Genomic DNA, 14,437 nt, shown 5'->3' on the forward strand with positions numbered 1-14,437 from the left:
GATCAAGTAAGATATTAAAAATCAAATAAGGGGGGAAGTCCTCTTGCTAAATCATTAGCAAAGGGGACTTTCATTCCCTTTCTTATGGTTTAGTAGTGGACAAACAAAGATGAAAGATATATTTCAAGAAATAAAGGATCATATGAAAGAGGTATATTTAAGAGACGATTTGCCCATAGCTTTGGGATTTAGTGCAGGTAAAGATAGCTCCCTAATGCTCTTACTGTTATGGGAAATGCTTTCTTCCTTACCTTTAGAACAACGAAAAAAGACCGTTCATTTAATTTCATCCGATACTGGAGTTGAAACACCAGATATGACAGATTACGTTTACAAGGCTATAGAAAGCATTCAGAGATGTGCTATTGAACAGCAGATACCTATTGAAGCGAACCTTGTAAAACCAAATCTTAAAAATTCCTTTTGGTGGAAAGTTCTTGGACGCGGTACGTTAATTTCTACTCCGAATACTCGCCATAGATGGTGTACCCATTCACTTAAGATAGGTGTTACTCAGGGAAAATTGAAGAATTTATTATCAACTGCTCCCGTTCTTATTGATAGTCAAGAGAGGTTTCGACTGACTTTAATGTTAGGAACCCGATTATCTGAGTCAGCTGCAAGGAAAGCATCTATTAAGCGCTTTGAGTTAAGTGCGGATTCTTTTTTTAGCAGACATAGTGATTTCAAGGAAATACAATGTTATTCCCCATTGAAGTTTGTAACTTCAGATGAGTTATGGTTCAAGCTTATGGAGTATACAAAATTTCCATTCGGTGTAAAACTTCAGTGTAAATTTTCATAATTAACCGGAATTTGTTCAAAATTCTCCGGAATGAGTTTTCATAATTGTGCGGAATAAAACTTCGTTAATTTTCTATGAGAGACCTTATTATGGTCTCTTATTTTTTAAGGAGGGTTTTTGTATGCAAGTAGATCATCTATTATGTGTTCCTAATCCCTATGATAATGAAAGCATTAATGGTTTTATTCAAAGAGTTGCTTTAGAAAATCGATATGAAAATGCTAATTGGATATATTCGTTAAAGAAAATTAGCTTAAATCTAAAGACAAGAGTGGGAATAGAAAATGATATTCTAAAGTTATCCGAACTCCTTAATAAAGATTACTTAAAATTATATGCTTTAACTTACTTTCACATATTTTCAAAAAATAATGATTGGCTTCCAGTTTTAATAAGGCAAGGAATTAATCGACATTCAAAATACTGTCCTAAATGTTTTAAAGAGAATGGTTATCATAATAAGTTCTGGGATATAAGTTTTAATATCTTCTGTAGTAAACACAACTTGCTTTTGATTGATATGTGTCCAAAATGCAAAAAGTTTATTTCAAGTAATTTAAAAAATATGAATACATGTCTATGTGGATTTCCAATACATGAACTGCCTCATTTACATATACCAATAGAATATTCAAGAATGGGAAGTTTTTTAGAAGGTATTTTCACTAAAGAAAAACATACCAAAGGTTGTTTAATTAATTTAACAGCTGAAGAATTTACATATATATTACTCTTCATTGTCAATCAATTATATTTTGAAAGATACGGTGAGCAAGCTAAAGTCTCAAGTTCATTTATTCATTCAAATGGATTCATTGAAGTAATTGTTGATTCAATTAGAATATTCACATCTTGGCCAACTTCTTTTTATGAATTCTTAGATAATTACGGAAAATCGGTAAAGAGGAAAGATAGAAAAACAGGAATTACTACATACTTCGGAAAATTTTATATGAAGCTCTATTCTCAATTTAATGATCCGTGTTTTGATTTTATAAAAAATGAATTCGAAAACTATATAAAAAGTAATTTTAATAAAGGCTACTTTAATAGATATAATAACTTTGAAGCTGCTGAGGGGGAGACCAAATATGTCTCTGGAAATAATGCAAGTAAGATACTCAAGGTTAATCATGATACTATAGCAAAGTTGATAGATGACGGATTAATAAAAGGAATAAGAGAAATTGTAGGTAAACAAGAGTTTTTAAATGTCGATTATGATAGTTTACAGGACTATAAAAAAATTAGAGAGTCTCATATTGCTTTACCAGAAGTAGTATCTATCTTAGGAGTAAATAGATTTTTGGTACTCAAGTTATACGATATGGGAGTAATAAGTGGTTTTGAAAAAAAGAAGACTAAAACAACAATGCAAATCCTCTTTGATAAAAAATCAGTTTTGGACTTATTGCAAAAATTCGATCACGTTTTGAAAAATAGCGATGTTGAGATGACAAATCAGAAAAATAAAATAATTAATTTTAATGGTTGCATTCATTCATGGGGATGTATGCAAAAAAGTTCTAATGAACTGGTAGAAAAAATACTTTCAGGAAAACTTCGACCAATTGGAAAGGGCAAAGGTATTGGATTACAATGCTATTTGTTCTATAAGAAAGATTTAGAGAAAATAATTGAAGAAGATCTAATCTTAACTCCAAAAGATACTTATTCTATTAAGGAAGCTATGCTGATTTTAAAAACAAATAACAAGGTCATGGATCATTGGATAAAAGAAGGTATTATTAAATTTAATAAAATAAACAGTAAGAAGGTATTAATTGATAGGGAAGAATTGGAGATTTTTAGAGGGAAATATATAACCCTTCCTGAAATTGCAAAGGTTCTTAACCAAAATAGTACCCAATTGATAAACAGAATCAAAAGAATGGATATCGAAATCGTTGTAGCATCGACTGCGAACAGTGGTGGATATCTTTTTTACCGTGATGAAATAAATAGAAAGCTAATTTTAGCAGAAATAAATTCATAGTGTATGTTTTCTGTTCTGTTTAAGTGAAAATTGTTATTTAATAAAGGGCTTGCTATAGTGTATGGTTCTAATATTTTAAACAAAAATGTGGTATTTATATCGAATTTGAAATCTTTATAAAATCATCTCTCTTAAATAATAATCTCTTTCCATCATTATAGCTTGGCCCAGAATATGAGTTGAAATAACCAGATTGATGCCTTTTTAATAATTTTTTAACAGGTATTTCTAAATACATTGATAATTCGTACGTAGTTATATAATCATTTAGAAATTTAATTACACTGGATTCAGTTAACTGATGAATAGAAATCGACTTACCAAAACGACCGGTATCAAACCAATAGTCAAGGTCTGATTTTTTCACCCCTAAGATAAAGACTAAATCTCTCCATATAAAGTATCCCAATTTTTTACTCTTAGCTATTAAATCTTCTCTTGAAAAGTAATAACAATCACGTTTAGCAATTATAGTTTCTGAAAATTTGTCTGTAAACTGTACTTTTATTTTACCTGTTAATATTCCTTTTATAATCAGATTAGCGTTATCAGGTCCTACCCATTCAAATGCTTTTGATAACGAAATAGCTTCTTCCTTTATAATAGATGTACATTTTTCATAAATTCTTTGTTCTAGTGCAACCACCGATGAAGTTGGTATTAACCATGTATTTGCAGAACCGGATTGATATGAAATAACATTTTTTAATAGACCACTTTTTAAAATTGAGGTAGTTGCCCTAGAACTTGTTCCCCAATGAACTCTCAATTCTTCTTTTGAATAACTCAACCCAAATTTTTTGAAAATGTTATTTACATCTTTTCTTCTAACAAATGTATAACTAATTCCATAATAATTTATTTTATGACTCTCTAGCAGGTTAGAGTGTAATATGTTTCCTTGAAACTTTGTATTAAAGTACTTAATTTCATCAGATCTTATATATTCATTTTCACAAAGATTTAACTTATTAGAAGTAATATATGAAGTAACGGCTTTTGATATATGCCATAGATCTGTGTTAATTAATTTTGGAACACCATATTTCAAAAAACTTTTATAAGGTAAGTTGCTGGTGGATTCAATAGACTCTAAAAATGCATAGAAGTTTACTGGCCAATTGCTCAGAATCTTAAACGAAAAATTGAATAAACAAATCGTTTGTTCAATAGTTTTGAAATTTTTCAAAGTATGTCTTTCTATGACATTCCCATCAAAATATATCTTTTTATTAGGTATAGAGATATTAGAGGAATCAACAAGCTTTGAAATCCATAATGCGAAAAAGTCCAAGGATTTTAAAAATTGAATAGGGGTATTTATCCAACTATGCTCATATGTGAATTTATCTTCATTAAAAATTTGATTTATTGTTTGTTGATATAAAAATAATATTGTCATATCATTTTCATATATATGAGAAAATGATAGTTTTTTGTTACAACTTGAACAATTATCTTGTATAATATTGGTAACATTTATCTGCTTTTGACACGTTGTGCAAGTATCTAATAAAAAGGAATTATGTCTTAAACAAATAATAGAATGGCTATTAATCCAATCTTTCCTTTGATATGCTCCATCTTTTAAACATAGGGGACAATATCTCGTTTTTGAGTATAAAAACCACTGATTTTTTGTTATATTGTTCACCTCAAGATTTAACTTCTTAAGATCATTAATGACAGTAAGAGATTGAGCCTGCTTTAATGGTATCTTCAGGTAATTTGCTATTTCATCTAAGTCACTTCCACATAACCAATTCACTAAATTTTCTATAACTTCTACAGATAGGGATTTTTTGAAGCAATGTAAAATCCAACTAGAACTCTCCATTTTATTTTCTTCTGCAACTCTATAGATAAAACTTAATAATGTTTCATTTGAATAAGGTTTCGGATATTTTAGCATATTATAATCACCTTGTTTTTTCCTAATTTTCCCTTGAATAAACTTTTTATGTATGGAGGTTTACTTTATGAATGGATCTAGGAAAATAAAAGCTAGCAGTAAGCTCAGTATAAGAGGAAAGCATAATAGTACTAAAATGTATAGGATGATTCCTTGGGAAAGTACTTTAGAAAGGGATTTTATAAAATTATTAGATTTCGATCCAACGGTTGTATATTTTGAGTTCCAACCTCTCAGGATAGATTATTTATATAAGGGAAAACAAAAGAAATATTACCCTGACTTCTTGGTGCAAAAAAGTAATTCAAAGAGATATATCTATGAAGTGAAGGCGTTTGAGCAGACAAAGGAAGAGATAAATAAGATAAAGTTTCAAGTAGGAAAAATGTACAGTAGGAATAAAGGAATGGACTATATAGTAATAACTGAAAAGGATATTCGTAAAGGATTTTTAATTGAAAACATTGATTTGTTAACTGAAGTTAGATATGAAACTACAAGTAAGAGAGTTATGACAGAAATAGTTAATAAACTAGATGATCTTGAAGGAAGAACTACAAAAGCTAATTTAAGAGGTAATTTGAGTCACATTAGTAAAAGAGAATTTGATTGTAATCTCTATTATTTAATCTATACACATCAAATAAAAACTGATCTAATTTCTGTGCTACTAAACGAACATTCAATTATTCTAGGATGTGATTGCTAATGGCCGGATACTATTTTAAATCTGGATCAAGATTTATGATAAAAGATAATGAATATCTTGTTCGCCGAGAACTTGAATTGGACTATGAAATAGAAAATATACACTATAAAATAATTGAATTAAGAAGAAAGGAAGAATTACTCCAATTATGGCATGAAGGTCAATTGTTATTTAGAATAAGTGAAGAAGAGAATAAACTACTTAAAACACATAATTTAGATGATCTCGATGACAATCTAAAAAGACAAGCAATAGAAAGGTATAACATATTAAAGCCTATAATTAAAGGTGAAATTTTACCTAGTGAAATTGATGAGTATATTAAAACACTAGATGGCACAGTTAAGAAGTCTGCATTTTATGAATGGAAAAAACGATGGGAAAGAACAGAAGATATAAGATCACTTGTACCTTTAAAGAGAGGACCTAAAGGTAGCCGAAGTAATAAATTAAAACTTAAGATACTGGATGAAACAATAGAATATTTTTTATACAGTGATGGGAAGCACACAATAGAGGATATATATTCGGAATTTATTGTACGAATAGATGAAGTTAATATTAATCTAGACAAAAAGGAAAAGATATCTTACTCTTCTCGATCAACAATTAGGAGGAGAAAAGAACAAATTATTGATATTTATAAAAAAGATAAAGAAAAATATGGGGCAGTTCTAGCTAAATTAATGAAAGATGGATCTCAGCAAGAAGTATTTGCGAATAAGCCTTTGCAAAGGGTAGAGATTGATTGGACTCCTGTAGATGTTATGTTAATAGACCCCTCTGATTTAAAGCCAAAAAGGCCAACATTGATTTATGGAGTTGATAAATTTAGTGGAATGCCTTTAGGATTTTTTATTACGTTCAAGCCTGTTGATAGTAAAGCTTTAAAACAGTGTTTGATTCATATAATTAGGCCAAAAACATATATAAAGAAAATGTATCCACTTGTTGATAAGCAATGGGCAGCTTTGGGAATTCCCCATACAATTGTTGTTGATAATGCAAGTGTAAACGATTCTTATGAATTTGAGGAAGCTTGTTATCAAGTTGGTGTAAAAGAAGTTCAATTCTGCAAAATTGATGCAGGATATCAAAAAGGAACCATTGAAAGAGCATTTAGAAATCTAAATACACATTTTGTTCACGGTTTGAGAGGTACTACATTTTCTAACTTTATTGAAAAGGGTAGATATAATTCATCGGAAAAAGCATGTATTACAATGCAAGGATTAATCTATATGATGCATATTGCTATGGTGGATATGATTTCACATTCCTATGAAACAAGAAGAGGGGATTCCCCTCATAACATATGGCATAGAGGTATTGAAAACGAGCCTCATTTAACATTACAGATTCCAAGAAGTATTGATGAACTTAAGATAATGCTTGTAGCAGGCTCTGAACTAAGGAAAATACAACACCAAGGCGTAGTAATAGAAAATGAATATTACTATTGCAAAGAATTGATTGATTTAAAGAATAAGTTTAGAAAACTAAATAGGGAAGACGAAAAAGTTAGGGTTAGATATGACCTTAGTGATATGAGAAAAGTATTTGTGCATGATCCTATTAACAATAATTATATTATTGCAAAAGCAACTAGTTTACAAAGAAAGAAAATAAATATGGGCTTACCTGTTCCATATATTGCACTTGAAATAGATTCAAAAAGGAGACTAGAAATAAAGAATTCCTTTGATCCAAAGACCAGGGCCTTAGCAAAACGAAAAATTAGATTAATTCAAAATAGAGATAAGAAGATAGTGAAAAAGTGGAAAAAAGGACAAGAGCCTGATGAAACTATTGATTCTTCCTTTCTTATTGATGAAGTATTACCAACTAATACCGAGGTAGAAATACAAGTGGGCAATGAAGATATTGTTATCTTAGAAGAGGAAATTAATGAGTCTAAGCAAAAGGAAATAAGAAAAAGTAAGCTGAAACTTAAAAAGTCTAAAGAAGAGGAAGATAATTACAAACAAAATGATTTTATGGAATATGAAGACACGGAAATTGATGAACTTCCAAGTTGGGGTATAACTCTAAAAAATAATAAAGAGGATAGTGATTCATGTGCCTAAATATATATCTTTTAAGAGGCTAAATGGATTTCCGGCAAGTTTAGAAGAAGTAAGGAATAGAAGGGAACATGTAAAATCGATTATAGTAGAACACCCAAGGTATAGAGAGATATATGAGAAGATTCAAGAAATGCACTTCTTTTCAAAAGGATCTGTTAAAGCTGACTCTTTGTTTCTTTCTGGTAGAACGGGCGTAGGTAAAACAACTCTATTAGAAGAATATAAAGAACAATATAAAAGATTTATTAATGATGAAGGTTATACAATAGTACCGGTTCTTTATAATAAGGTTCCTGTTGGGGCAACGCCAAAATCTGTAGCTGCCAGTTTGTTAAGGTCATTAGGTGATCCAGCATATGACAAAGGAACAGAAAATAGCCAAACGGCAAGGCTACTTCATTTTATAAAAATGTGCCAAGTTGAGCTGATAATCATAGATGAATTCCAGCATTTGATTGATAGAGATACGAAACATGTATTAAATAAAGCATCAGATTGGGTAAAGTCGTTCTGTGATGATGCGGGAGTACCAATAATTCTTTGTGGTATGCCAGAATCAGAAAAAATCTTTGCTCACAATGATCAATTAGATAGAAGGTTTACTGAGAAAGTTAAAATGGTTGGTTTTGATTACATGAGAAAAGAAGATCAAATAGATTTTAGAATTTTTTTAAAGAGTATTGATGAACAGTTGCCATTTATTCATAAATCTGATTTAGCAAATAAAAATCTAGCAGATAAAATATATTATGTAAGTAGGGGTATTCCACACTATGTTAATAAACTTCTTGTAGAAGCAACAACATTGGCAGCTAAAAATGGGAATGACTTTATTGATGAAAATCATCTATATGAAGCGTTTAAAAGGATAAATATATCAAACCGTCCATACATTATTAATCCATTTGGTGATGAAAGATTTAATATAATTGAAGCTTTTGATGTAGAGGATAGAAAGAACTTAGCATAATATATAAAGGTACTTGGAAAGTTATGATTAAACCTTCTAAGTACCCTTTTGTAATATATTACATACTTACAGGAATACAAATCTTTAAAAGTTGCTATATTACCCAAACAAGTTTTATTCAACTTTTGGTATTACATATAACATGGTGCAGGTTGGTGTAACATCAATTTGAAATTTATAAGGCTTTTTAATTAGTCTAAGATTCTAAATATCGATATAAAGTTGATTTACTAATTCCTGTTGCATCTTTAATTTCTGCAAGAGTATATCTTTTACTTTGATACATAGCAATTGCCCTTTTTACATTTTCATCAGGTTTTCTTGGTCTTCCTGTCGGTATTCCTTTTTGCTTGGCTTCATATAATCCTTTTTTTGTATTTTCACTGATAATGTCGCTTTGAAATTGGACGATATGCTGCATGATGTCAGTAAAATGATATAGGGATGAGTTATTTGTATTTATTCCTTCAAAAAGGGAATGTAGGTAGCTTTCTTTTTCAGTAAATGTATCCAGTAGATCTGCCAAATGTCTTGTTGTATCAGCTAATAAGAATAACTTAGTTACTAAAACGGTATCACCTTTTTTTAGGTTATTTATCATTGTTTCAAGTTGAGTTCTTCGTTTTGGGGAATTATGTTCTTCTTTATATATCTTGTTACAGTTTATTTCTTTAAGTTTTGCTATTTGTACTGAACAATCTAAGTCCTCTTGATAAGGTCTCACATAACCAACTAACATTATAGCTTCTCCTTAATAATTAATATAACCTTTCTATAATACCACATATTTCATTTTTTATTTTATTCCCAAAAGGGTTCACTTTTGGGAACGGAAATGGTAAACTCTCCTTATTGATTATCGCCTGACTTTCATGAGAGTTGAAAGTCATTAAATTAATAAAAACGAAAAAGGGAGAGGATCTTTTTTGGATTCAAATACAATTAAATATTCGTGGTTTGGAAATATCAGAGGTGATGTATTAGCCGGTATTGTTGTGGCACTTGCTTTAATTCCTGAAGCAATTGCTTTTTCAATTATAGCGGGTGTAGATCCTATGGTTGGTTTATATGCATCGTTTTGTATTGCTGTAACGATAGCATTCGTTGGAGGGCGTCCCGGCATGATTTCCGCTGCAACAGGGGCAACTGCCCTCTTGATGGTAACCTTGGTTGCTGATTATGGACTTCAATACTTATTAGCAGCAACTATTTTAACCGGAATTCTTCAAATTATCATGGGTGTTTTAAAATTGGGAAGGCTAATGAAATTTGTGCCTCGTTCAGTGATGACAGGTTTTGTAAATGCACTAGCTATTCTTATCTTTACGTCACAATTACCTCATTTTGTAGGGGAATCATGGCAGATGTTTGCAATGGTAGCAGGAGCACTTGCTATTATTTACTTATTACCGCGCTTCACAAAGGTTATTCCGTCTCCATTAGTTGCTATCATTGTGATTACTCTTATCGCAGTTATGACGGGAAGCGGTGTGAGGACTGTAGGGGATATGGGTGAGTTAACCCAGGCATTACCAATCTTCTTATTACCTGATATTCCTTTAAACTTTGAAACGTTACAAATCATTTTCCCTTACTCTTTATCTATTGCGATTGTTGGTTTAGTAGAGTCTTTACTAACTGCTCAAATTGTCGATGATATGACAGATACCGGTAGTGATAAGAACAAAGAAGCACGTGGTCAAGGGATTGCTAACATCGTCTCAGGTTTCTTTGGTGGTATGGCAGGTTGCGCCATGATTGGCCAATCGGTTATTAACGTCAAGTCAGGTGGTAGAGGTAGATTATCAGCGTTGGTCGCAGGTGTCTTCCTAATGGTTCTGATCCTGTTATTAAATGATTTCCTTGTGCAAATTCCAATGGCTGCTCTTGTAGGGGTCATGATAATGGTATCAATCGGAACATTTGATTGGTCATCATTAAAAACACTGCATAAGGTACCTTTAACTGATACATTAGTTATGATTGTAACAGTTATCACTGTTATTATGACGCATGATTTATCCAAAGGAGTGCTTGTTGGAATTATCCTGAGTGCTATTTTCTTTGCGGCTAAGATATCTAAAGTGAAGATTACGACTTTGTCTTCAGGTCAATCTGGGAAAAAGATCTACCGGGTGTCTGGTCAGCTGTTTTTTGCCTCCGTTACCGATTTTGTTGAAAGCTTTGATTATAAAGAGGATGTAAAAGAGGTTGATTTAGATTTAACAAATGCTCATTTATGGGATGATTCGGCAGTAGGAGCCATTGATAAAATTGTTATAAAATACCATCAAAATGGTGTGAGAGTTAACTTGATTGGTTTAAATACTGAAAGCGATAAGCTATTAGAAAAAATTGCTGTTCATAATAAACCAGGCGGTCTTAATAAAGTAGCGAATCATTAATTATATTTTGTTATGAGAGGAACATCAAATCTTGGATGATTTGATGTTCTTATTTTATACGTTAAGAAAGTATAAATTAGCATCGGTAAAGATTATTCGATTTAAAAGCGTTTTCTTGTAGTGGGATAAATTTAAATTGATGGGGGACATTTTAATTGAATGGAAGGAAAGGAAACGGAATAAAGACACCATTTTTTTATGGATGGATGATAGTTGCAGTAGGAGCGTTAGGAGTATTTTTTTCCGGACCAGGTCAAACATATTCCAATGCTATATTTATTGATTACTATATAAATGACTTTGGTTGGAGTCGGTCTTTGGTTTCTACAATTTACTCGATCGCAACCTTAGCAGCAGGATTGTTAATGATGGTAGTAGGTAAGTATATTGACAAATATGGTCAAAGATTTTTTATGATTTTTGTCACAATTTTACTTGCGTTAGCTTGCTTTTGGAATAGCTTTGTTACAAATATTGTGATGTTAGCAATAGGCTTTTTTATGATTCGATTGTTTGGTCAGGGATCAATGACACTCTTACCTAATACCCTAATTCCTCAATGGTTTATCGAAAAACGCGGTAGGGCATTTAGCTTTATGGCAATAGGAGGATTCTTAAGCTCGGCACTGTTTCCAATTATTAATCTATGGGCCATTGACCTGTGGGGCTGGGAAATAACATGGAGATTCTGGGGAGTTCTTTTACTCATTATCTTTTTACCTATTGTTGTTGTCTTTGTGAAAAATAAACCAGAGGATGTAGGGTTAACACCTGATAATAAGGTAGCCTTGAAGGAACCAGAGGGTGGATCTGATAAAAATAAAGTCGTTTATGAAAGTAGTTGGACGTTAGCTGAAGCAAAGAAAACGAGAACATTTTGGTTTTTATTATGCTGTGTAGGAATTCCTTCTATGGTGAACACAGGATTGACTTTTCATTTGGTTTCAATATTTGGTGAAAATGACCTTTCTCCACAGCTTGCAGCTACTGTTCTTAGTGCAATGGCTTTAGTTGGATTTCCAATAACTTTTCTTTCAGGTTTCATTTTAGAAAGAATCGAAGCAAATTATATGTTATTTCTTACGTTCATTGGAGAAATTCTTGTTTTAATCCTTGCAATAACAGCAGATTCCTTTTTTCTAGCTCTATTGTTCGGGGTGTTGTGGGGCTTTTTTGCCGGAATTGAAAGAATTGCTTTGAATGTTATTTGGCCTAATTTTTTTGGTAGAGAACATATTGGAAGTATCAAAGGGCTTGCTATGTCAATCACTGTCATAGGTTCTGCATTTGGCCCATTACCGTTCGGAATCGCATTTGATCTTTTTAATGGCTACAATGAAATTCTTTATGCAACTATGATCTTTCCTTTAGTTGGTTGTTTGCTGGCTTGGAAAGCAACAAAACCTTCTAAAGAGCATAATGAAAAAAATCTTACTAGTGCGTAACATTATTTGTTAGGATTTAAGTGGATTAGTTATATTAAATTATATTTAATTATAGTAAAGTAAACTAATTATTAATAATTTATAAATGATTATGCTTGATTATAAAGATATACTTTGATATATTTAATCTGTCCAATTGTAGATGCTAATCAACTCATTGAAAAACCACCAAAATACAATTTGGTGGTTTTTTCTATATATTCAATATTTTTATAAACATTCACTAAAAAGTCTTATTTTATATCCTTCGTGCTTTTGTGGGGTTCTAAGTAGATTGTTGTTGAATTTCAGGTTCATAGAACCTTGAAATATTTCTTTAAGGAGCATTCCTGTTAGAAGGATTTTCGGGCACTTGAACAAAAAAGAGCCCTCTTGGTATGATACGGGGTGTCAAATCGTGCACCGAATTGACCCCTAACTTAGGTAACCAAGGAGGACTCCAACATGGATTTTAAACAAAACCAGAAAATAAATCAAGTCACCGAACAAACACTCGTAGTAGGAATCGATATTGCCAAGCGGAAACACTTCGCCTGCTTTGTCGATGACCGTGGGCGTGTGCTCCAAAAATCTTTCTCGGTATTACAGTCTGGCGACGGTTTTCAGAGATTTTATCAGCGTATTTTGGATGCCATGAAAGACTTCGGAAAAACGGAAGTCATAGTTGGGATTGAACCAACAGGGCATTACTGGCTTAACCTGGCCTATTTCCTTGAGGAACGAGGCATCCCCCTAGTCATGACCAATCCTATGCACGTCAAGCGATCAAAGGAGCTGGATGACAACCTGCCAACCAAACATGACCGTAAGGATGCACTAGTCATCGCTCGCTTGATCAAAGATGGGCGCTTCAGCTATCCTCGCATCCTAAAGGACATGGAGGCTGAACTCCGTGTGGGTTCAACATTTAGAAGCAAGTTGACAGAGGAGCTGGGAGCCGTTAAAAACATGATCATTCGCTGGCTGGACCGTTATTTCCCTGAGTTCACCCAGGTCTTTCCGTCATTCGGGAAGATGGCAATGGCTGTCCTGGAATGCACTCCATTTCCGGCTGATCTTCACCAAAAACAGCCGGATGAGGTATTGGCAATTTACCGTCAGGTGGAGGGGCTCAAATCCCCCCAACGGCCAAAAGCAGTACGACTCATTGAAGTTGCTTCTAACTCCATCGGAGTTACAGAGGGACGGGAGATGGCCCGTATAGAAATTGCCACTCTCGTTCGCCGTTACCACCAGTTGGAACAGGAGATTGAAAGCATTACGCAGCACCTGGTCGAGCTTGTTAAAACATCAGTAGAATATGAATGGCTCTCAACGGTACCTGGACTTGGAGATACGACCATTGTTGATTTACTAGCTGAAATCGGAAGCTTCTCACACTACGAAGATCCACGCCAACTCATCAAACTCGCGGGATTGACATTACGGGAAAACTCCTCCGGTCAGCACAAAGGACAAAAGAGAATCTCTAAACGGGGCAGGAGAAAGCTACGCGCCCTCCTATTCCGAGTCATGATGCCGATGGTTCGCCATAACGATGCCTTTAGAAGGCTGCATGAATATTACACAAACCGTAAGGATAATCCGTTACGCAAGAAGCAATCCATCGTGGTACTATGCGGGAAACTCTTAAAAGTTCTTCATGGGATCAGCACGAAGCACAAAGCGTTTGACGCAAAGCGAATGATGAAGGATATTCCTGGCCTCGCAGAGGCTATGTAAAGTCCTGCATCCCCTTAAACGACCTAGACAACAGGATGACACGGAGAAGCTGGCACTATATCATCCATTCGACCTTGAGTCCCTAAAGGAGCTTCGCTAGCCTCTGCCTTATGACTAGACCGAACGAAGGAATGTAGGCACTTGGATGCCCAGAGACATGGGAGGGTACGTCATCATAAGCTACGCAGAGATCCATTGTGCATCGTATACTTTGTGATCACTACTTTACCATCATTACCCAGTAGTGACCGCGTAGCGTACCCACTAATTGTAAGAGAATCACATATTTATTAAATTCTGTTAGGGTGTTTGTCGAAAAATATTTTTTTGACATCCCACCAACGGGTCAAACCGTTGATATATCAATATTTATAGAGGGAGGGTAT

General features: G+C 33.2%; 10 protein-coding genes. 8 read left to right on the forward strand and 2 right to left on the reverse strand.

Translation table 11 applies throughout. The features are described 5' to 3' along the window. Positions 1 to 109 precede the first annotated feature (109 nt). Together HWV59_RS26710 and HWV59_RS26715 are read left to right on the forward strand one after the other, a co-directional pair. Complete coding sequence (locus tag HWV59_RS26710; RefSeq protein ID WP_175640788.1) at positions 110 to 805, forward strand: adenine nucleotide alpha hydrolase family protein; 696 nt, start codon at positions 110 to 112, stop codon at positions 803 to 805. 121 nt (positions 806 to 926) lie between these two features. Further along, the gene (locus HWV59_RS26715) at positions 927 to 2,801 is read left to right on the forward strand and encodes a TniQ family protein (protein WP_101567471.1); all 1,875 of its coding nucleotides are present in this window, start codon (positions 927 to 929) and stop codon (positions 2,799 to 2,801) included. Positions 2,802 to 2,895: 94 nt separating this feature from the next. Here the strand turns inward: HWV59_RS26715 and HWV59_RS26720 are convergent, their stop codons facing one another. Further along, entirely contained in the window at positions 2,896 to 4,713 is a 1,818-nt protein-coding gene (locus HWV59_RS26720) for a TniQ family protein (RefSeq protein WP_101567472.1), read from the reverse strand. Positions 4,714 to 4,780: 67 nt separating this feature from the next. On the opposite strand from HWV59_RS26720, the gene HWV59_RS26725 reads away from it, so the two are divergent. Genes HWV59_RS26725 through HWV59_RS26735 form a run of 3 tightly spaced genes read left to right on the forward strand, consistent with a single transcriptional unit; the run spans position 4,781 to position 8,479 of the window. After that, positions 4,781 to 5,422: a TnsA endonuclease N-terminal domain-containing protein gene (locus HWV59_RS26725; RefSeq protein WP_175640789.1), complete on the forward strand. Its 642-nt coding sequence runs from the start codon at positions 4,781 to 4,783 to the stop codon at positions 5,420 to 5,422. Beyond that, entirely contained in the window at positions 5,422 to 7,509 is a 2,088-nt protein-coding gene (locus HWV59_RS26730; RefSeq protein ID WP_101567474.1) for a Mu transposase C-terminal domain-containing protein, read from the forward strand. The genes HWV59_RS26725 and HWV59_RS26730 overlap by 1 nt, the downstream gene beginning before the upstream one ends. After that, positions 7,502 to 8,479, forward strand: a complete 978-nt coding sequence (locus tag HWV59_RS26735) for a TniB family NTP-binding protein (protein ID WP_235991919.1) — start codon at positions 7,502 to 7,504, stop codon at positions 8,477 to 8,479. The genes HWV59_RS26730 and HWV59_RS26735 overlap by 8 nt, the downstream gene beginning before the upstream one ends. 196 nt (positions 8,480 to 8,675) lie before the next feature. Here the strand turns inward: HWV59_RS26735 and HWV59_RS26740 are convergent, their stop codons facing one another. Further along, positions 8,676 to 9,218 carry a recombinase family protein gene (locus HWV59_RS26740; RefSeq protein WP_101567475.1) on the reverse strand — a complete coding sequence of 181 codons (543 nt, stop codon included), beginning with the start codon at positions 9,216 to 9,218 and terminating at the stop codon, positions 8,676 to 8,678. 187 nt (positions 9,219 to 9,405) lie between these two features. Between HWV59_RS26740 and HWV59_RS26745 the strand changes: the two genes are divergently transcribed. The 3 genes from HWV59_RS26745 to HWV59_RS26755 all read left to right on the forward strand — a co-directional run bounded on the left by HWV59_RS26745 (position 9,406) and on the right by HWV59_RS26755 (position 14,051). Next, positions 9,406 to 10,884, forward strand: a complete 1,479-nt coding sequence (locus HWV59_RS26745; RefSeq protein ID WP_101567476.1) for a SulP family inorganic anion transporter — start codon at positions 9,406 to 9,408, stop codon at positions 10,882 to 10,884. 155 nt (positions 10,885 to 11,039) lie between these two features. Then, the gene (locus HWV59_RS26750; RefSeq protein WP_235991920.1) at positions 11,040 to 12,329 is read left to right on the forward strand and encodes an MFS transporter; all 1,290 of its coding nucleotides are present in this window, start codon (positions 11,040 to 11,042) and stop codon (positions 12,327 to 12,329) included. Positions 12,330 to 12,773: 444 nt separating this feature from the next. After that, the gene (locus HWV59_RS26755; RefSeq protein ID WP_101569576.1) at positions 12,774 to 14,051 is read left to right on the forward strand and encodes an IS110 family RNA-guided transposase; all 1,278 of its coding nucleotides are present in this window, start codon (positions 12,774 to 12,776) and stop codon (positions 14,049 to 14,051) included. Positions 14,052 to 14,437: the final 386 nt, after the last annotated feature.

Source organism: Metabacillus schmidteae (genome assembly GCF_903166545.1).
Taxonomy (GTDB): Bacteria; Bacillota; Bacilli; order Bacillales; family Bacillaceae; genus Metabacillus; species Metabacillus schmidteae.

Coding starts and splice junctions, on each gene's coding strand:
- HWV59_RS26710 (WP_175640788.1), top strand. CDS start 110: ATGAAAGATATATTTCAAGAAATAAAGGATCATATGAAAGAGGTATAT.
- HWV59_RS26715 (WP_101567471.1), top strand. CDS start 927: ATGCAAGTAGATCATCTATTATGTGTTCCTAATCCCTATGATAATGAA.
- HWV59_RS26755 (WP_101569576.1), top strand. CDS start 12,774: ATGGATTTTAAACAAAACCAGAAAATAAATCAAGTCACCGAACAAACA.
- HWV59_RS26725 (WP_175640789.1), top strand. CDS start 4,781: ATGAATGGATCTAGGAAAATAAAAGCTAGCAGTAAGCTCAGTATAAGA.
- HWV59_RS26740 (WP_101567475.1), bottom strand. CDS start 9,218: ATGTTAGTTGGTTATGTGAGACCTTATCAAGAGGACTTAGATTGTTCA.
- HWV59_RS26730 (WP_101567474.1), top strand. CDS start 5,422: ATGGCCGGATACTATTTTAAATCTGGATCAAGATTTATGATAAAAGAT.
- HWV59_RS26720 (WP_101567472.1), bottom strand. CDS start 4,713: ATGCTAAAATATCCGAAACCTTATTCAAATGAAACATTATTAAGTTTT.